This is a genomic window from Frigoribacterium sp. AC512 (assembly GCF_979258295.1).
The window spans coordinates 1643407-1661678 of the sequence record NZ_OZ409850.1 but is presented as its reverse complement, the minus strand read 5'-3'; the positions used below and the strand labels follow the sequence as shown (position 1 = coordinate 1661678).

Annotated in this window: 20 protein-coding genes; 12 read left to right on the top strand and 8 right to left on the bottom strand. The window is 73.0% G+C overall.

All coding sequences use genetic code 11. The annotated features are described in order from the left end of the window. Positions 1-76: 76 nt before the first annotated feature. The gene (locus tag ACZZ97_RS07555) at positions 77-559 is read left to right on the top strand and encodes a VOC family protein (protein ID WP_463472736.1); all 483 of its coding nucleotides are present in this window, start codon (positions 77-79) and stop codon (positions 557-559) included. 128 nt (positions 560-687) lie between these two features. On the opposite strand, the gene manD is transcribed toward ACZZ97_RS07555, so the two are convergent. Genes manD through ACZZ97_RS07540 form a run of 3 tightly spaced genes read right to left on the bottom strand, consistent with a single transcriptional unit; the run spans position 688 to position 3608 of the window. Further along, positions 688-1926, bottom strand: a complete 1239-nt coding sequence (manD, locus tag ACZZ97_RS07550) for a D-mannonate dehydratase ManD (protein ID WP_463472735.1) — start codon at positions 1924-1926, stop codon at positions 688-690. Next, a complete protein-coding gene (locus tag ACZZ97_RS07545; protein WP_463472734.1) occupies positions 1886-2752 on the bottom strand; it encodes an EI24 domain-containing protein in 867 nt (288 codons plus the stop codon). Before ACZZ97_RS07545 ends, manD begins: the two co-directional genes overlap by 41 nt. A gap of 1 nt (position 2753) precedes the next feature. Beyond that, a complete protein-coding gene (locus ACZZ97_RS07540; RefSeq protein ID WP_463472733.1) occupies positions 2754-3608 on the bottom strand; it encodes an aldo/keto reductase in 855 nt (284 codons plus the stop codon). A 152-nt stretch (positions 3609-3760) separates the two neighbouring features. Between ACZZ97_RS07540 and ACZZ97_RS07535 the strand changes: the two genes are divergently transcribed. Next, entirely contained in the window at positions 3761-4267 is a 507-nt protein-coding gene (locus ACZZ97_RS07535; protein ID WP_314102944.1) for a hypothetical protein, read from the top strand. A gap of 51 nt (positions 4268-4318) precedes the next feature. On the opposite strand, the gene ACZZ97_RS07530 is transcribed toward ACZZ97_RS07535, so the two are convergent. Next, entirely contained in the window at positions 4319-5194 is an 876-nt protein-coding gene (locus ACZZ97_RS07530) for an aldo/keto reductase (protein ID WP_463472732.1), read from the bottom strand. Positions 5195-5370: 176 nt separating this feature from the next. On the opposite strand from ACZZ97_RS07530, the gene ACZZ97_RS07525 reads away from it, so the two are divergent. Continuing rightward, positions 5371-5778 (top strand): PGPGW domain-containing protein, encoded by a 408-nt coding sequence (locus ACZZ97_RS07525; RefSeq protein WP_463472731.1) that lies wholly within the window; start codon positions 5371-5373, stop codon positions 5776-5778. Positions 5779-5849: 71 nt separating this feature from the next. Here ACZZ97_RS07525 and ACZZ97_RS07520 read toward each other — a convergent pair whose 3' ends face one another. After that, a complete protein-coding gene (locus tag ACZZ97_RS07520) occupies positions 5850-6995 on the bottom strand; it encodes a glycerol dehydrogenase (RefSeq protein WP_133737427.1) in 1146 nt (381 codons plus the stop codon). Between the two features lie 120 nt (positions 6996-7115). Here ACZZ97_RS07520 and ACZZ97_RS07515 point away from each other — a divergent pair, with 120 nt between their 5' ends. From ACZZ97_RS07515 to ACZZ97_RS07500, 4 genes are all read left to right on the top strand, one after another. Further along, entirely contained in the window at positions 7116-8072 is a 957-nt protein-coding gene (locus ACZZ97_RS07515; protein WP_463472730.1) for a J domain-containing protein, read from the top strand. Positions 8073-8164: 92 nt separating this feature from the next. Then, positions 8165-8551 (top strand): VOC family protein, encoded by a 387-nt coding sequence (locus ACZZ97_RS07510; RefSeq protein ID WP_463472729.1) that lies wholly within the window; start codon positions 8165-8167, stop codon positions 8549-8551. Between the two features lie 171 nt (positions 8552-8722). Next, the gene (locus ACZZ97_RS07505) at positions 8723-9010 is read left to right on the top strand and encodes a hypothetical protein (protein ID WP_463472728.1); all 288 of its coding nucleotides are present in this window, start codon (positions 8723-8725) and stop codon (positions 9008-9010) included. Next, entirely contained in the window at positions 9007-9903 is an 897-nt protein-coding gene (locus ACZZ97_RS07500) for an NUDIX domain-containing protein (RefSeq protein WP_463472727.1), read from the top strand. Before ACZZ97_RS07505 ends, ACZZ97_RS07500 begins: the two co-directional genes overlap by 4 nt. A gap of 55 nt (positions 9904-9958) precedes the next feature. On the opposite strand, the gene ACZZ97_RS07495 is transcribed toward ACZZ97_RS07500, so the two are convergent. Next, positions 9959-11416: a S1C family serine protease gene (locus ACZZ97_RS07495; protein WP_463472726.1), complete on the bottom strand. Its 1458-nt coding sequence runs from the start codon at positions 11414-11416 to the stop codon at positions 9959-9961. Between the two features lie 235 nt (positions 11417-11651). Between ACZZ97_RS07495 and ACZZ97_RS07490 the strand changes: the two genes are divergently transcribed. From ACZZ97_RS07490 to ACZZ97_RS07480, 3 genes are all read left to right on the top strand, one after another. Next, positions 11652-12188, top strand: a complete 537-nt coding sequence (locus ACZZ97_RS07490) for an FHA domain-containing protein (protein WP_314101254.1) — start codon at positions 11652-11654, stop codon at positions 12186-12188. Further along, on the top strand, positions 12188-12886 hold the full coding sequence (ftsR, locus tag ACZZ97_RS07485; RefSeq protein ID WP_133737429.1) for a transcriptional regulator FtsR: 699 nt from the start codon (positions 12188-12190) through the stop codon (positions 12884-12886). Before ACZZ97_RS07490 ends, ftsR begins: the two co-directional genes overlap by 1 nt. A 154-nt stretch (positions 12887-13040) precedes the next feature. After that, positions 13041-13589 (top strand): MerR family transcriptional regulator, encoded by a 549-nt coding sequence (locus ACZZ97_RS07480; RefSeq protein WP_123545541.1) that lies wholly within the window; start codon positions 13041-13043, stop codon positions 13587-13589. A gap of 234 nt (positions 13590-13823) precedes the next feature. Here ACZZ97_RS07480 and ACZZ97_RS07475 read toward each other — a convergent pair whose 3' ends face one another. Further along, positions 13824-14636: a ParA family protein gene (locus ACZZ97_RS07475; protein WP_123545543.1), complete on the bottom strand. Its 813-nt coding sequence runs from the start codon at positions 14634-14636 to the stop codon at positions 13824-13826. Positions 14637-14767: 131 nt separating this feature from the next. Here ACZZ97_RS07475 and def point away from each other — a divergent pair, with 131 nt between their 5' ends. Beyond that, positions 14768-15265, top strand: a complete 498-nt coding sequence (gene def, locus ACZZ97_RS07470) for a peptide deformylase (protein WP_133737430.1) — start codon at positions 14768-14770, stop codon at positions 15263-15265. Between the two features lie 54 nt (positions 15266-15319). On the opposite strand, the gene ACZZ97_RS07465 is transcribed toward def, so the two are convergent. After that, positions 15320-17173, bottom strand: coding sequence for an AMP-dependent synthetase/ligase (locus ACZZ97_RS07465; protein WP_314101251.1), 1854 nt, complete (start codon positions 17171-17173; stop codon positions 15320-15322). Between the two features lie 121 nt (positions 17174-17294). Here ACZZ97_RS07465 and ACZZ97_RS07460 point away from each other — a divergent pair, with 121 nt between their 5' ends. Continuing rightward, a complete protein-coding gene (locus tag ACZZ97_RS07460) occupies positions 17295-18245 on the top strand; it encodes an ROK family glucokinase (RefSeq protein ID WP_123545547.1) in 951 nt (316 codons plus the stop codon). The last annotated feature ends 27 nt before the right edge of the window (positions 18246-18272 follow it).

Here is an 18272-nt window from a genome sequence, read left to right as displayed (position 1 = left end):
CCGGGGGCCGGGCGCGGTAGCGTCTGCCGAACGCGCCGACACCGTCGTCGGCCCGACCGAGCCGAGGAGGCGCCCCGTGCCCCGCATCACCCCAGTCCTGTGGTTCGACGGCGAGGCCGAGGCGGCCGCGACGTTCTACGTCTCGCTGTTCCCGGTCTCCCACATCTCGCACGTGTCCCGGTACCCGGACGACTTCCCCGACCCGGCCCTGGCCGGCCAGGCGCTCGTCGTCGAGTTCGACCTCGACGGCCAGGGCTTCCAGGGCCTGAACGGCGGCCCCGGCTTCGTCCCCAACGAGGCCGTCTCGCTCTCCGTCCCGGTCGACGACCAGGAGGAGCTGGACCGGATCTGGGACGCCCTCGCCTCGCACGGCGGCCAGGAGGGGCGGTGCGGCTGGGTCCGTGATCGCTGGGGCTTCTGGTGGCAGATCGTGCCGAGCGCCATGCAGCGGACCGTCGGCGGGTCCGACCCGGCCGGCGCCTCCCGCGCGATGGAGGCGATGATGGGCATGAGCCGCCTGGTCGTCGCCGACCTCGAGGCCGCCTACCGCGGCGACTGACCTGCCCGCCGCCTCCTCAGCTCAGCATCGAGGGACGAGTCCCCAGTCGTGCACCGCGGCGGCGACGAAGGAGCTGCCGCAGACGAGCGCTGCCCCAGGGCGGTGCGCGGCTGGTGACGAGGGACGAGTCACCAGTCGTGCACCGTCCCGTCGGCGAGCCGGTTGTAGGGCAGGTACGCCTGCTCGTACGGGTACTTGCCGGCCTCGTCGACGTCGAGCTCGACCCCGATGCCCGGATTCTCGCCGGGGTGCAGCATCCCGTCCGTGAAGGTGAAGCTCTGCTCGAACACCGAGTCGGTCTTCTCGCCGTGCTTCATGTACTCCTGGATGCCGAAGTTGTGGATCGCGAGGCCGAGGTGCATGGCGGCGGCCATGCCCACGGGCGAGATGTCGGTCGGCCCGTGCATGCCCGACTTGATCTGGTACTGCGCCGCGTAGTCGAGCACCTTGCGCAGGTGCGTGATGCCGCCGGTGTGGGTGACGGCGCTCCGCACGTAGTCGATCAGCTGCTCGCGGATGATCTGCTGGTAGTCCCACACCGTGTTGAAGATCTCGCCGATCGCCAGGGGCGTCGTCGTGTGCTGGCGGACGAGCCGCAGCGCCTCGGGGTTCTCGGCCGGCGTCACGTCCTCGAGCCAGAACAGGTCGTAGGGCTCGAGGCTCTTGCCGAGCGAGGCCGCCTGGATCGGCGTCATGCGGTGGTGTCCGTCGTGGAGCAGCGGGATCTCGGGCCCGAACTCGTTCCGCACGGCCTCGAAGACGGTCGGGACGTGCCGCAGGTACGAGCGGGTGTCCCAGTCCTCCTCGTTCGGCAGGGCGCCGCGCTGGGCGGGCTCGTGGTCGTAGCGCACGCCGGTGTTGGCGTCGAAGGTGGCGTTCGAGGCGATGCCGTAGATCGACTTCAGCCCGGGCACGCCGGTCTGCACGCGGATCGCCTTGTAGCCCTGCTCCTGGTGGTCGCGCACGCTGTCGAAGAGCTCGTCCAGGTCCTTGCCGGAGGCGTGGCCGTAGGTGAGCAGGCCGGTGCGGGAGGCACCGCCGAGCAGCTGGTAGAGCGGCATGCCGGCGACCTTCGCCTTGATGTCCCAGAGGGCGACGTCGACGGCGGCGATGGCGGCCATCGTGACGGGGCCGCGGCGCCAGTAGGCGCTGCGGTAGAGGAACTGCCAGGTGTCCTCGATGCGACCGGGGTCCCGGCCGATCAGGAGCGGCACGACGTGCTCGCTGAGGTAGGCGACGACCGCGAGCTCGCGGCCGTTCAGGGTGGCGTCGCCGAGACCGGTGACCCCCTCGTCGGTGGTCAGCTTCAGCGTGACGAAGTTGCGGTCAGGGCTGGTGACGATGACCTCGGCCTTGTCGATCTTCATTCGGTCTCCTTCGACTGGATGGTGGCGGCAGCGCCTCCTCACCACCCTGTCGCACCTGGGCGTCACGCGCCAGGGCGTCCTGCGCGTCCGCGGCGTCGCGCGCCAGCAGGGTCGCGCCGGCGACCGCGGCGGGCATCACGACGACGGCCCCGAGGGGGACGAAGAACGACAGCCAGGTGGCCGTGCCGAAGCCCAGGGTCCGCCAGCGGTTCGCCGCCAGGGCCGCCCGCCGCTGCCGCAGCGACCGCCCACGGGCGTCGAGGGCGAACCCGGTCAGCTCGACGGCCAGGAACCAGCCGCCGGTCAGCGCGCCGAGCACGGGCACGAGGGTCTGCCCGACGACCGGGACGAAGCCGCCGACGAACAGGCAGATGCCGAACGCCGCGGTGGCGAGCAGCAGGCGGACGGAGTCGCCGACGCTCCGCAGCACGCCGCGCCAGAACCCCTGGTCGACGTCGGCCGGTGCGTCCCCCTCGCGCTGTTCCACGTGCCGCCAGATGCGCTCGTAGAAGGGATCGCCGACGAGCAACGTCACGGCGGTGAAGGTCACCACGGCGAGCAGCACGGCCAGCAGGGCGACCGCCACGCCGACGCCTGCCCTGACGAGCACGCGGCCCCACTCCGGCCACCGGTCGGCGAACGGCGTCGCCAGGACGGCCAGGTCGTCCGCGTGCCCGTTCACCAGCACGAGCAGGGCGACGAAGACGGCGCCGACGATCAGGGCGGGCACGGCACCGAGCAGCATCAGCCGCGGCGACGTGCCCCAGAGCCGCAGCCCCCGGCCGAGGACCGCGACGCCCGAGCCGAACTCGCGGAGTGCCGACACCTCAGTGCACCTCGAGCGGCACGGGCCCGGTCGGGGCCGGGAACGCGCGCTCGAGCTGCGCGAAGGCCTGGTCGTCGAGGTCGACGGCGAGGGCTGCAGCGTCCTCGCGCACGTGGTCGACGCTGCCGGCCTTGACGGCGAGCAGCACGTCGGGCGCCAGCCGGAGCACCCAGGCGATCGCGAGCTGGGCGGGCGTCACGCCGAGGTCGGCAGCGACGGAGGTGACCACCGGATGGTCGAGGAGCTCACCGTGGTCGACGGGCGAGTACGCCATCAGCGGCGTCCCCGACTCGCGCAGGCGCGGCAGCAGGTCGTGCTCCGGCCCCCGGCGCGCGAGGTTGTAGAGCACCTGGTCGGTCTGGGGCGAGGACGAGCCGCCGGTGGCCCGGGCGAGGTCGTCGAGGTCGTCGACGTCGAAGTTGCTGACGCCCCAGCCGCCGATCGCGCCCTCGGCGACGAGCGCCTCCATCGCCTCCACCGTGTCCTCGAGCGGGTGGCCGCCGCGCCAGTGCAGCAGGTAGAGGTCGAGCCGGTCGGTGCCGAGGCGGGCGAGGCTGGCGTGGCACGCCCCGACCGTTCCCCGACGGCTCGCGTTCGAGGGGAGCACCTTGCTCACCAGGAACACCTCGTCGCGCCGACCCGTGATCGCCTGGGCGACGAGTCGCTCGGAGGCGCCGCGCCCGTACATCTCCGCCGTGTCGACCAGGGTCATGCCGAGGTCGAGTCCCTCGCGGAGGGCCGCCAGCTCGGCGTCGCGTCGTCGGGGGTCGTCGCCGAGCTCCCAGGTCCCGAGCCCGAGGGCGGGGGCGGTGCGTCCGTCGGGGAACGTGACACGGGGGTTCTCGTGAGCAGCCATGGCCCCAGTGTGCCCGGGCGACCGTTCCGACGGCCCGTCCTCCCCGAGCCTCAGGGGCATGTTCCCTCCCCAGGGACGACGGGTCGCGGCACCGTCCACAGTCGAGGAGGCGCGGGTCGAGCGGGGACGCCCGCTGCGGCACGGTGGTCCCCATGACCACCACAGACCGCACCGTCCCGCCCCTGCCCGTCAGCTCCTCCGAGTCCGCCCTCGCGCAGTGGGCGAGCGTCGTCTGCGACGAGCCCTGCGACGAAGACCTCGTCTACGTCGCGTTCTTCGACCGCGGCGAGTACCCCTGTGCGAACCTGATCCGGCTGAGGGGCCTGCCCCGGCTGCCCTACGGTCGCGACGTCGCCTCCCTCGAGCGCGTCGTCCGCGACCAGGCGAGCGACGTGCGGGCCCGCTCGGTCGTGCTCGTGTGGCAGCGCGAGGGCGAGACGCCCCTCGACGACCTGGCCGTGGCCACCTGGGCGAGGGGCCTCGACGAGAGGCTCCGACGCGGCCCGCTGAGCCTTCGCGGCCAGGTGCGCCGCACTCCGGGCGGGTTCGACCCGGCCCCGCGGCTGCCGGGACAGGTCACGGCGACCGACCTTCCCGAGGGGTTCGACGTGCCGGGCGAGGGCCCGCAGCTGATCCCGATGCGGAATCCGTACCACTGACCGTCGTCGTCGCCCGCTCGCCCGTGCCGTCGCCCGGAGGCGCCCGTCAGCTCATGCTGCGTCGGCGGCTGCGTCCAGCCTCTGCACCTCGTCGGCGGACAGCTTGATCGTCGCGGCGGTCGCCGAGTTCATGATCGTCTGCGGACGAGTCGACCCGGGGATGGGGATGACCAGCTCGGACGCGTGCAGCTCCCACGCGAGGGTCAGCACCTGGGGCGAGATCCGACGGGCGTTCGCGATCTCGGCGAAGACGGCGTGCTTCGTGCCGAGGTCGGCGGCGTTCGTGATGCCGCCCAGCGGGCTCCACGGCAGGAACGCGATGCCCATCTCGTCGCACAGCACGAGCTCCTCGGTGCTCGAGCGGAACGCGGGGGAGTACTGGTTCTGCACGGAGACCAGGCGCCCGTCGAGGACGTCGTTCGCCTCGCGGATCTGGTCGACGGTCGCGTTCGAGATGCCGGCCATGCGGATGACTCCCTCGTCCAGCAGCTCCGCCAGGGCGCCCACCGAGTCGGCGTACGGCACGGCCGGGTCGGGGCGGTGGAACTGGTAGAGGCCGATGGTCTCGACGCCGAGGCGCTGGGCGGACGCGCGCGCCGCCTCCTTGAGGTAGGCCGGGTCACCGTTCTGTGCCCAGGCTCCTGCCTCCGGTCGGAGGTGGCCGCCCTTCGTCGCGACGAGCACGTCCGACGTGTCGCCGTGGAAGCTCTCGAGCGCCCGGGCGATCAACGACTCGTTGTACCCGACCTCGTGGGTGCCGGGCTGGTGGTAGGCGTCGGCGGTGTCGATCAGGGTGATGCCCTGCTCGAGAGCGGCGTGGATCGTGGCGATCGCCTGCTTCTCGTCCGGCCGTCCCTCGATCGACAAGGGCATGCCGCCCAGGCCGATCGCACTCACGGTGACGTCTCCGATGGTCCTCGTCTTCATGGGTCCTCCTCGTGCCGCAGCGGTGCGGCGCTCATGGTCGTGACGGTCCCCGCAGGCGGGGCCCCTTCGTCCTGGGTACGCCCGCCCGGCCTCCTCGTTCCCAGGAACGAGCGGCGCCCAGGTGCCTGGCAGGCGCCACGGCGCGGTCTGCCAGGGGAGCCGCCTAGGTTCTCCGCATGACCTCCGAGACCGCCGTGGCCCCGTCCCGGCCCGCCGCCGGCCCGCACGACGACGGCGCTCCCCACGGTGCGACGACTCCGGGTGCCCCCGAGGAGGGTCTCGGCCGGACCGCCCGGGCGCGAGCTCGCTGGCGTGCCGGGCGGGCGAAGCTCGACGGCTACCCCCGCCTCCGCGTGGCCTACAAGGTGGGCGTGGCGCTGGCGGGCGTGGTCGTGATCGCCGTCGGCCTGGTGCTCGTCCCGCTGCCCGGTCCCGGCTGGTTGATCGTCTTCGTCGGGGTCGCCGTCCTCGGGACCGAATTCCCGGCCGCTCACCGCGTCACCCAGGCCGTCCGCCGGCTCGCCCACCGCCTCCGGCTGCGCTGGCGCGCCTGGCGAGCGAGCCGGGCCTCCGCGCGCGCCTGACCACCGACACCGCAGAGGGTCCGTCCACGATCGTGGACGGACCCTCTGCGGTGTCGGTGCCGGAGGTGCCGCTAGTGCGCGGCCTCGTACTTCACCGGCTCGGGCAGGCCCTTGTCGGCCCGGATCGACCGCGAGAGGCGCTCGATCGAGGTGAGGGCCGCGACCACGTCGGCGGCGGTCACCGGGAACGGCATCGAGTGGATGGTCTCCGACTCGACGGTGGCGGCCGCGGCCACCGCCTCGAGCTCCTCGGTGTCGTCCGTGCTGAGCCCGATCTCGGTGAGCGTGTTCGGCAGGCCCACCCGGGTCGTGAACTCGACGAAGTCCTCGATCTCGGCGCGGGGCGCCCCCTCGAGCACGAGCTGGGTCAGCGAGCCGATGTTGACCTTCTGGCCGTGGGTCAGGCCGTGCGTCTGCGGGGCGGCGGTCAGGCCGTTGTGGATCGCGTGCGCGGCGGCGAGGCCGCCCGACTCGAAGCCGAGGCCGGAGAGCAGCGTGTTCGCCTCGACGAGCGACTCGAGCGCCGGCGTGACGATCCCGTCGCGGACGGCGTCGAGGGCGGAGAAGGCGTTCTCGTGGATGATGCGCCACGACAGCTCGGCCAGGGCGGTGCCCGCCTGGGTCGCGAGTCCGCCGGCCATCGTGGTCGCGGCGGCCTTCGCCGACGCGCGGGCCTCGATCCAGGTGGCGAGCGCGTCGCCGATCCCCGCCACCAGGAACTGCACGGGGGCGTTCGCGACGAGCTGCGTGTCGATCAGCACGAGGTCGGGGTTCCGCGGGAAGAACCGGTACTCGATGAACTCGCCCTCGTCCGTGTAGACGACGGCCAGGGCCGAGGTCGGCGCATCGGTCGAGGCGACGGTCGGCACGCTGACCCAGCGGATGCCGGTGGCGTGGCCGGCGGCCTTGGCTGCGTCGATGGCGCTGCCGCCGCCGATCGCCACGACGACGTCCGCGTCCGACGACCGGATCGACTCGGCCAGCTCGTCGATCGCGGCCGGCGTCGCGAACCTGCCGAACGGGACGCGCTCGACCCGCAGCGACTCGGCGGCGAAGCTCGTGCCCACCGCCTCCTCGACGAGGCCCCAGACGACGTCGTCCGAGACGACGAGGGGTCGGCTCCCGATCGGCGCGACGAACTCGCCGAGGCGGGTGATCGCGTCCTTGCCCTGGACGTAGCGGGCGGGGCTCATGACGGTGCGGACGGGAACGGGCATGCGGTGCTTCCTCTCGTGGGGGACGTGTGCCGTGCACGGTAGGCGGGCCGCCTCCGTGTCCCGTGCACGCCGACGCCGATGCCGACGCGCCGCCCAGCCGCGGCCCGATATCGTTGCGGGGTGACGCCCAGTCCTGCCTCCGCCACCGCCTACGAGGTGCTCGGCGTCCCCTCCACGGCGTCCGACGACGACCTGCGACGTGCCTACCGCCGCCTCGCCCGCGAGACGCACCCCGACCTCGGCGGCAGCGCGTCGGCGTTCCGCGACCTGCAGCTCGCCTGGGAGCTCGTCGGCACGCCGGAGGCGCGGGCCGCCTACGACCGTCGGCGCCCGTCGTCGTCGGCGTCCGCGGGCGCGGGCTCTGCGTCCCCGCACGCAGGCACGCCCACGCCCGGCTGGGCCCCGCCGCCCCGCGATCCCCAGCGCACCGACTCCCGTCCGAGGGCCCGGGTGCACGGCCACCCCGGCGGCGCCAACCGTGAGCGCTACCTGTCGCTGATGCGCGAGTGGGTCGGCCGCGGCGTCCCCCTCGACGACCCCTACGACGAGGCTCTCGTGCGGAGCGCGCCCCCGGAGATCCGGCACGTGCTCGCCGACGCCCTGGCCGAGGAGGCGACGGTCGCGATCGTCACCGGGCTCGGCATCGGCTTCACCATCTGGAGCGACGTCGACGCCGGCCCCGACGGGAAGCTCGACCACATCGTGCTCGGCCCCTCCGGCCTCTTCGCCGTGCAGTCGTCCGACTGGGGGAGCGAGGTCACAGTCTCCAAGGGCGACCTCGTCGGCCCCGGCATCCCCCTCGACGAGCAGCCGGTCCGCGACGTGACGAGGCAGGCCCGCGCCGTCCGGCGCGAGACCCGGGTGTCGTTCACCCACCAGCTGATCGTCGTGCCCGACGACGACCTGCCCACGGCGCTCGAGCAGGTCGGCCGCGGGCGACGGGGGAGCACCTGGGTGCTCCGCCGGTCGCTCCTCGCGCAGGTGCTCCGGCACGGTCCGGAGCTCGGCGACCGGACGGCGCTCTCCGACGTGTTCGAGATCAGGGAGCGCCTCCAGCAGGCCGTCCGCTTCGTCTGAGCCGGATCGCCGGATCGCCGGAGGAGCTCGGCAGGCCCTTCCCTGCCGCACGCCTCGTGGAGCACACTGGTGTCCCGATCGAGGAGGCCCCCGTGTTCGAGCCCGTCAGCGCCTACAGCGGCTTCAGCGTCGACGACGTCCCGGCGGCGGCCGAGTTCTGGGGCGAGGTGCTCGGACTGTCGGTCACGCCCCTGATGGACGGCAGCATGCTGCAGCTCGAGCTGCCCGGCAGCGCCGCGACCGTCCTGGTCTACGGCAAGGACGACCACCGCCCGGCCGGCTTCACCGTCCTGAACCTCGTCGTCGACGACCTCGACGCCGCCCTGGCAGGACTGGCCGAGCGGGGACTCAGCCCCGACCCGGGCGGGCCCTGGGCGGGCGAGGACGAGGTCGTCCGCGGGCGCGCCTCGGGCCACGGCCCCGACATCGCCTGGTTCCACGACCCCGCAGGGAACGTCTTCTCCGTCCAGCAGCAGTGACGGCAGACGCGAGGCGAGTCGGCAGCAGCACGAGAGGAGGGCTGGCCCGACATCGGGTTCCGGGCCAGCCCCCTGTCCTCGTTCGGAGTCCCCGGCCCGCCGGTTGGGTGTCACGTCGTCCTCGGAGCGGCGGCCGGTAACCTTGGGGCACCGACCCGAGGAGCACCAGCGATGACGCGCGACGCCGAACCCCGCCCCGCCTCCGACCGCCCGATCGCGGCGTTCCTGTCCGTCGCGGCGGGCGTGCTGGCCTTCGCGGCGCCCATCCCGGCCCTCAACGTGGTCTTCTCCCTCGGCGCCCTCGTCTACGGCGTGCTCGGCCTCCGACGCAGCCGGGCGCTGCGCTCTCGCGGCCCGTTGCGCTCGGGGCTCGTCCTCGCGATCGTCGGCCTCGTGCTCGGGGCCCTGGCGGTGCTCGGCACGGTGGCGGGCCTCGTCGTCCTGTCCCAGCGCTCGTGACCGTCCACGGACCCGCCGACGGCTGGGTCGAGAGCCCCGACGGCCGACGGTTCTGGGGCCGTGCCGGGGCTGCCGGCCTGCTCGCCGTCGACGCCGAAGACCGGGTGCTCCTCCAGCACCGCGTCGAGTGGAGCCACTTCGGCGGCACCTGGGGCCTGCCGGGGGGCGCGCGCGACTTCGACGAGACCGCCGTGGCCGGAGCCCTCCGCGAGGCAGGCGAGGAGGCCGCCGTCCCCGCCGACGCGTTGCGACTGCGGTCCGAGTCGGTCCTCGACCTGGGCTTCTGGTCGTACACGACCGTCGTCGCGGCCGTCACGCGCGACTTCGACCCCGTCATCTCCGACGCCGAGAGCCTCGAGCTGCGCTGGGTCCCTCGAGCCGAGCTCGATGTCCTCCCGCTGCACCCGGGGCTCGCGGCGTCCTGGCCCGGCCTCCGCGCCCAGCTCGACGACGACGTGCACCTGGTCGTCGACGGGGCGAACGTCGTGGGGTCGCGGCCCGACGGCTGGTGGCGGGACCGCGCAGGAGGCGCCGCCCGCCTCCTCGGGTCCCTGGCCGACGCGCTCGCGGTCGGCCTCCCCGCCCGGCTCCTGTCGGACGCCCCGCCCGAGGGCCCCGGTGCCGCGACGTCCTGGTGGCCGACGACGACGGTCGTGCTCGAGGGCGAGGCCCGGCGAGCCCCCGACGTCGACGGGCTCACGGTGCGACGCGCCCCGGGCGAGGGCGACGACGCGATCGTCCTCGAGGTCGAGCAGCGCGTCGCTGCGGCCGCCGATGCCGGAGCGACGCCCCGGGTCGTCGTCGTGACGGCCGATCGTGGCCTGGCCGACCGTGTGCGGGCCGCGGGCGGCACCGTCGTCGGTCCCCGGCGCCTCCTCGACCTGCTCGGCTGACGGCACGGAGGCCCTCCCTCCGGACGGGGAGGAAGGGCCTCAGCACGGGTGAGGGTCAGGCTGCGGGGCCCTCGCCGAGCGTGACCGTCGCGGTGTGGCTCGTGCCGGTCACGTCGGTCCAGGTGAGCTGCACCTGGTCGCCGGCGTCGTGCGCCTGGACTGCCGCGGTCAGGGCCGAGGCGTCCGCCACGGGGGTGCCGTCGAGGGCGGTGACGGTGTCGCCCGCGACGAGGCCGGCCGACTCGGCGGCGCTGCCCTCGACGGTGCCGGCGATCGCGACGCCTGCCCCGGTGCCCGTCGCCGTGCTCGAGATCTGGGCGCCGAGGAACGCGGGGAGCCCGATCTGGATCGTCGAGCTGCCCTGACCCGCGACGATCTGCTTCGCGATCGACAGCGCGTGCGAGATCGGGATGGCGTAGCCGGTGATCGGAGCGGCGCCCGAGGAGGCGGCGGTCACGATCCCGACGACCTCGCCGTCGGCGTCGCGCAGCGGCCCGCCGGAGTCGCCCGAGACGACGTCCGACTGCAGCTCGATCAGGCCCGACAGCGACTCCGTGCCGCTGCCCGTCTCGCTGGCGACCGAGATCGCCTGGTCGGTCGCGAGCACCGTGCCCTCGGCCGTGACCAGGTCCCCGGTGCCGCCGGCGTTGCCCGTCGAGTGCACGGCGTCGCCGGTGGCCACGTCGCCCGAGGCGTCGAAGTCCACGGGCGTCAGCCCGCTCGCGTCCTCGAGCTGCAGCACGGCGACGTCGTTCGTGGCGTCGGTGCCGACGACCTTCGCGGTGTAGGCCTGCCCGGTCGTCTCGTCGGTGACCTCGATGCTCGTCGCGCCCTGCACCACGTGGTTGTTCGTGAGCACCAGCCCGTCCGCCGTCATGACCATCCCGGTGCCGGCCGACTCGTGCGACGAGTCGTAGTCCAGGGTGCTGACGATCGTCACGACGCCCTTCGTCTCGTCCGCGGTCGCTGCCGTGGCGGACGACTCGGAGGCGCCCGTGCCGCCGGTGCTGCCCGTGCCGCCCTGCGCCTGGCCGGGGAGCAGCTGGCCCCCCGAGGACGAGCCGTCCGAGCTGCCGAACGGCGAGCCCTGCGAGGGCAGCTGCGGGGGCGAGAGCTGGTAGGTCTGCTGGTGCGCCTCCGCGGCGGCGAGGCCGACGGAGTGGCCGAGCGACCAGGCGCCCACGCTCGCCCCGCCGACGCCGAGCACGAGGACGGCGGCAGCGCCGGTCACGAGGGCCCAGCGGGCGGGGCGGCGACGACGAGGAGGGCGGGGGCCGAAGGCCGAGGGGAGGGAGGGGCCGGACGCGGCCGTGCCGCCCTGCGTCGCGGCCGGGTCCTCCGCGGCGGCGGACACGAATCGTGCGTCCGAGGATCCCGTCACGTGGGGGAGCGTGCGGGCCTCTGCCGGAGCCCGGTCCGTCGAGCTCGGGCTCGGCGTCGCGTTCGGGGTCGGCGTCGTCGCGGGCGTCGGCTGGTCAGCGGTGTGGTCGGCGTCGCTCTCGCGGTCGTTCATGGGGTGCCTCCTGAGGCTGTGGTCGAGGTGATGAGGACCATGGAACGAGGTCCGCCAATCGATCCCCTATGAACTGCCGAGGAGGTGGTCGTGAGTTCTCGGAGGGGCCGCCGACAGCCGTGGGCCGTGTCCTCCCTTCGGTGGACGTCCGTCCGCCTCGGGGTGGTCCGTACGCAAAAGCGTTGCCGTCGGGCGCTGCCGATCCGATACGCTGGTCACCCGAAGGAGGTCCACGATGGCAGAGCCCGTTCACCACGTGCCCGACGAGCACCGCCCCGACCAGGGCAGCCCCGGCGCACACACGGCGCACACCCCTGCGCAGGGCGTCCCCGGGTCCTCTCGCGAGGTCGACACCACCCTCAGCTTCAACGAGGAGTACCAGGCGCAGCTCGCTGCGCTCCAGGGCGGTGCCACGTCCGACGAGGGCGAGGCGGTCGCCGCGCTCCCCTCCGGTTCCGCCCTCCTCGTCGTCCGACGGGGCCCGAACATCGGCGCCCGGTTCCTCCTCGACTCCGACGTCACGGTGGCCGGTCGGCACCCCGACGCGGGCATCTTCCTCGACGACGTCACGGTCAGCCGCAAGCACGCCGAGTTCCGGCGGTCGGGCACGACCTTCACGGTCAACGACCTCGGGTCGCTCAACGGCACGTACTTCGACGGCGTCCGCATCGACGAGGCCCTGCTCAGCGACGGCGCCGAGGTGCAGGTCGGCAAGTTCCGCCTCACCTTCTACGCCTCGCGCGTCGACCTGGCCAACCTGGCCCTCCAGTAGTGCCCGGCTCCGCCGCCGCCCGGTCGTCGCCGACCGGGTCGGCCGACCTGTTGACGATCGGGCAGGTCCTGGCGCGTCTCAAGCCCGAGTTCCCCGACCTGAGCAACAGCAAGCTGCGCTTCCTCGAAGAACGTCAGCTGGTCACTCCCGTGCGCACCGCGTCGGGCTACCGGAAGTTCTCGTCGGCCGACGTCGAGCGCCTGCGCTTCATCCTCGGCCTGCAGCGGGACCACTACCTGCCCCTCAAGGTCATCCGTCAGCACCTCGACGACCTCGACGCCGGACGACCGTCCACCCTCCCGACCGGTTCGGCTCCGGTGTCGATGCTCTCGACCGTGCGCCGGTTCTCCCGTGCCGACCTGCTCCGCGAGACGGGCGCCTCCTCGGCCCTGCTCGACGACGCGATCGCGTCGTCGCTGATCTCGCCGTCCGAGACCTACGGAGACGAGCCCTTGGCAGTCCTGGCCGCGCTGGTCGAGCTCGGCCGCTCGGGCATCGAGCCCCGTCATCTGCGCAGCTTCCGGGCGGCCGCCGAGCGCGAGCTCAGCCTCATCGAGAGCGCGCTCGCCTCGGTCGCGCGTCGTCGCGACCCGGCCGGTCGGGCGAGGGTCGCCGAGCTCTCGCGAGAGCTCGCCGGGCAGCTCGAGGTCGTCCGCACCTCCCTCATCCGCTCGGCCCTCGACCGCCTCGACACGTAGACGCCGGGGCCGGCGACGAATATCCTCGACACGCCGACTCCTCGACGCGGATGTCGCCTCGACGAGACCTCGATGTGGGTACCGTGGGACCAGGTCGAACCATCAACCCGGTGTTGAATGTTTCGGGTCAGATCACGACGTGGAAGGCAACTGCATGAACGAGTCAGGTTCCCCTGAGGGATCCCGCTACGAGCGGGGCCTGCTCTTCACGGACGGCATGCCCGAGCTCGACGCCGACAGCGGCTACCGAGGCACCGTCGCCGCCCGCGCCGCGGGCATCAGCTACCGCCAGCTCGACTACTGGGCCCGGACCGGCCTCGTCGAGCCCACCATCCGCAGCGCCGCCGGCTCGGGCTCGCAGCGGCTCTACGGCTTCCGCGACATCCTCGTGCTCAAGCTCGTCAAGCGGCTGCTCGACACCGGCATCTCGCTCCAGCAGATCCGCACCGCCGTGAACCAGCTGAGGGAGGCGGGGGTCAGCGACCTGGCGCAGACCACGCTCATGAGCGACGGCGCCAGCGTCTACCTCTGCACGTCTGACGACGAGGTCATCGACCTCGTGAGCCGCGGTCAGGGCGTCTTCGGCATCGCCGTCGGCAAGGTCCTGCGCGAGGTCGAGACGAGCCTCGTCGAGCTCGACAGCACTCCCGCGGCCGATCCTTCCGACGAGCTGGCCGCCCGTCGAGGCGACCGCGCCAGCTGACCCGACACGGTCAGCGTCCACCGGAGCGCGGCCCGCGCGACCCGGGCGGCGACCGCCGCGTGAGCGACGTGGCGCCCCGATGCAGCTGCATCCCCTGATCTGCCCACGGGTTCGTCACGACCTCAGGAGCGCTGCGGCTCGCTGCGGGTCCAGCAGGGGGAACGTCGAGGGCGAACGCCAGTCGGCGAACGCCAGCCGGCGTGCGTCAGTCGGCGTGAAGAGGGGCGACTGACCTCAGCGCGCGGCGGGTTCGGCGTAGTCGCCGATCTTCGCCGTGCGCATGATGCGCTCGAGCAGCTGGTCGAAGTTGCGGGCCATCTCCTGTGCGCTCTCGCCCGGCCAGACGTGCAGGGGCTTCGCGGCGCCCTGCGCCTGCTGCAGCGACGTGCGCTCGGGCAGCTGCGGGCTCAGCACGAGGGGCCCGAACATGTCGCGGAGCTCCTTGATGCGGAACTGGTGCTCGATCGACTGGACGCGGGCACGGTTGACGATGATGCCCAGCGGCTGCAGGCGAGGGGAGAGTCCGCGGCGGATCTCCTCGATCGCCCGCAGGGCACGGTCCGCCGCGGCGACGCTGAAGAGACCGGGCTCGGTGACCACGGTGACGCGGTCGGAGGCGGCCCAGGCGGTGCGCGTCAGGGCGTTCAGGGAGGGGGCGCAGTCGATGAGGACGAGGTCGTAGTCGGCCTCGACGTTGGCGAGCGCCTCCTCGAGCTTCCAGATGTCGCGGATCGACGGGTGCGGGCCGTCGAAGTTGATGGCCGAGGGGCTGCCGATCATGACGTCGATCTTGCCCGTGCGGCCCTTCGTCCAGCCGCTGGGGGCGATCGCGGCACGGACCGTCTTCTCCTTCGGTGAGGCCAGGACGTCGGCGACGTTGAGGTGCCCCGCGACGGTGATGTCGAGGCCGGTCGAGACGTCGGACTGCGGGTCGAGGTCGACCACCAGGGTCCGGAGGCCCTTGGCGAAGGCCGCCGACGTGAGTCCGAGCGTCACGGTCGTCTTGCCGACGCCGCCTTTGAGAGAACTGACGCTGAGTACATGCACGACGACGACGATACCGTCACTATTCTTGAAGCACCTGCACGCCACGTCGCCCGACGGGCGATCCCGGCAGGCTCCTTCGTCTCCGGTGGCTCCGAGCCCCGTCCCCGTTCCTTCCCCAGGAGGTGCTCGTCGTGAGCGTCCGCCCCATCCGACTCTTCGGCGACCCGGTGCTCCGGTCGCCCTCCGACCCCGTCCGCGTGGGCGACGCCCGACTGGCCTCGCTCGTCGACGATCTCCTCGACACCGTGCGCGAGCCCGGTCGCGCCGGCGTGGCCGCGCCCCAGATCGGAGTCGGCCTGCGGGCCTTCAGCTACAACGTCGACGGCGAGGTCGGCTACGTCCTGAACCCCGAGATCACCGAGCTCTCGGGCGAGAAGGAGCTGGTGGAGGAGGGCTGCCTCTCCGTGCCGGGCTTCTGGTTCCCGACCCCGCGCTGGTCCCGGGCCCGCGTCGAGGGCATCGACCTCGACGGCGAGCCGGTGGTGCTCGAGGGCGACGGGCTCATGGCGCAGGCGCTCCAGCACGAGACGGACCACCTCGCCGGCACCCTCTACGTCATGACCCTCGAGACCGAGACCCGGCGCGACGCCCTGCGGCAGATCCGGGCCAGCGACTGGTGGCGGGCCTGACCTGACCTCGACCGGCGGCGCCCTGGGCGCCGCCGGCACGGGTGCCGCGCACGGTCAGGCGGTCGGCTCTGGCTTGTCGGCGGACGAGACGGTCCTGACCGACTCCGTGTTGGGGTAGACGGAGTAGAGGTCCGCGATCTGGCCCGCGAAGTCCTCGACCACGACGGCGCGCTTGACGCTCATCTTCGGCGTCAGATGCCCGCTGGCCTCGGTCAGCTCGATCGGCAGCACGACGAACTTGCGGATCGACTCCGCTCGGGAGACCGTCTCGTTCGCGAGGTCGACCGCCCTCTGCACCTCGGCCAGCACGGCCGGGTGCTCGGCAGCCTCGGCGAGCGGCATGTCCGCGGCCTCGCCCGCGTTGTTGAGCCAGACCGGCAGCATCTCGGTGTCGAGGGTGACGAGCGCCGAGATGAACGGGCGCTGGTCGCCCACCACGACGACCTGGGCGACGAGGGGGTTCGCGCGGATCGGGTCCTCGAGCACAGCCGGGGCGACGTTCTTGCCCCCGGCGGTGACGATGATCTCCTTCTTGCGGCCCGTGATGGTGAGGTAGCCGTCGGCGTCGAGGCTGCCGAGGTCGCCGGTGCGGAACCAGCCGTCCTGCATGACCGCGGCCGTCTCCTCCTCGTTCCTCCAGTAGCCCGCGAAGACGTTCTCGCCCTTGACCAGGACCTCGCCGTCGTCGTCGATCCGCAGCGAGACGCCCGGCAGCGCCGGCCCGACGGTCCCGATCTTGAACCGCGACACGAGGTTGACCGAGGCCGGGGCCGTGGTCTCCGTCAGGCCGTAGCCCTCGAGGATGCGGATGTCGAGGCTGCGGAAGAAGTGCCCGAGGCGGGTGCCGAGCGGGGCCGAGCCCGAGACGGCGTAGCGGATGTTCCCGCCCATCGCCTTCTTCAGCTTGCGGTACACGAGCCGGTCGAAGAGGGCGAAGCGGAGGCGCAGGCCGACGGGCACCGTTCCCTCGTCGAGGGCCTTGGAGTGCGCGATGGCCACCGCGACGGCCTGGCGGAAGATGCCGCCCTTGCCCGAGGCCTCGGCCTTCTGCTCAGCGGAGTTGTAGACCTTCTCGAACACCCGCGGCACCGCGAGCAGGAACGAGGGGCGGAAGGAGGCGAGCGACGGCAGGAGCTGCTTGGTGTCGGCCTGGTGGCCCACCTTGACCCCGGCGTGCACCGACATCACCGCGATGAAGCGGGCGAAGACGTGGGCCGTCGTGATGAACAGCAGGGTCGACGAGCCCGGCGCCACGACGTCGCCCATGGCCACCGCGGCGTTGCGGCTGGTCTCGACGAAGTTGGCGTGCGTCAGCATGCAGCCCTTGGGGCGGCCCGTGGTGCCCGACGTGTAGATGATGGTCGCGAGGTCGTCCCCGTTCGCCAGCGTGCGGCGGCGCTCGAGCTCGTCGTCCGACACGCCCCGCCCGGAGCGCGCCAGCTTCTCGAGGTCGCCGAGGTCGATCTGCCAGACGTGGGCGACGTCCGGCAGCTCGGGGTGCACCTCGTCGAAGCGGGCGAAGTGGTCCGGCGTCTCGACGATCACGGCCACGGCGCCCGAGTCGCTGAGGTTCCAGTGCACCTGGCTCGGCGACGACGTCTCGTAGACGGGCACGAGCAGCGCTCCGGCGAACCAGACCGCGAAGTCGACGAGCGTCCACTCGTAGCGGGTGCGGCTCATCAGGCCCACCACGTCGCCGGGCTGGATGCCGGCGGCGATGAGGCCCTTGGCGACCTCGCGCACCCGGGCGGCGAACTCGGCGGCGGTGACGTCGGTCCAGCCTCCCGTGCCGTCGGGCACGGAGAACAACGGCTCGTTCGGCGTCGCCGCCGCCCGCTCCACGAGCAGGTCTGTCGCGTTGGCGGTCGGGTCGGCAGGGACCACGAGGGGGACGGTGTGTTCGTTCACGGCAGCTCCTTCGGCACCGGCAGGGTCCGACGATCTTAGCGGGGCCCCCTCCGTCCGTCCCGGGACGACCTGCGGGCGTCGTGGAACGACAGCAGACGGCCCGAGGATAGACTCGTCGCTCGTGCAGGCAATAGGCATTGACATCGGCGGGACGAAGATCGCGGGCGGCGTCGTCACCGAGCTGGGCGAGATCGTCGCCGAAGAGCGAGTCCCCACCCCCGCCGGCGACGCCGGTGCCATCGTCGACGCCGTCGTCGCGATGGTGAAGGGCCTCCAGGCGCGTCACCCCGACGTCGTGGCCGCAGGGGTCGCGGCCCCCGGCTTCATCGACGCCTCGCAGTCGGTCGTCTACTACACGCCGAACATCCCGTGGCGGAACGAGCCGCTCAGGGCCCGGCTGTCCGAGCAGCTCGACCTGCACATCACCATCGACAACGACGCGAACGCCGCGGGCTGGGCCGAGTTCCGGTTCGGCGCCGGCCGCCTCGCGAGCGACATGACCATGCTCACCATCGGCACGGGCGTCGGCGGCGCCGTCGTCGCCCAGGACCGCCTGCTCCGCGGCGGCTTCGGCACCGGCGGCGAGCTCGGCCACATGCGCATCGTCCCCGACGGTCTGCCCTGTGGCTGCGGCGCCCGCGGCTGCATCGAGCAGTACGGCTCCGGACGCGCCCTGCTGCGCATGGCGGGCGAGGTGGCCGACCTCGGCGGCGTCGGGTCGGCGCTGGCGGCGGTGCGTGCCGAGAAGGGCGAGCTCACGGGCCACGACGTGGCCGCGCTGATGCAGGCCGGCGACGCCGGTGCCCTCGAGGCGCTCCGCCAGCTGGGCACCTGGCTCGGCCAGGCCGCGGCCTCGCTCGCCGCCATCCTCGACCCGCAGGTCTTCGTCTTCGGCGGGGGAGTCGCGCAGTCGGGCGAGCTCCTCCTCGCCCCCGTCCGCAAGGCGTTCCACGAGCACCTGCCGGCCCGCGGGTTCCACCCGGAGCCCGACTTCGTCATCGCCGAGCTGGTCAACGACGCCGGCGTCGTCGGCGCCGCCGACCTCGCCCGGCTGCACGCGTCCACTCGCTAGACTCCGACCGCCGAAGAGGGAGGGGCC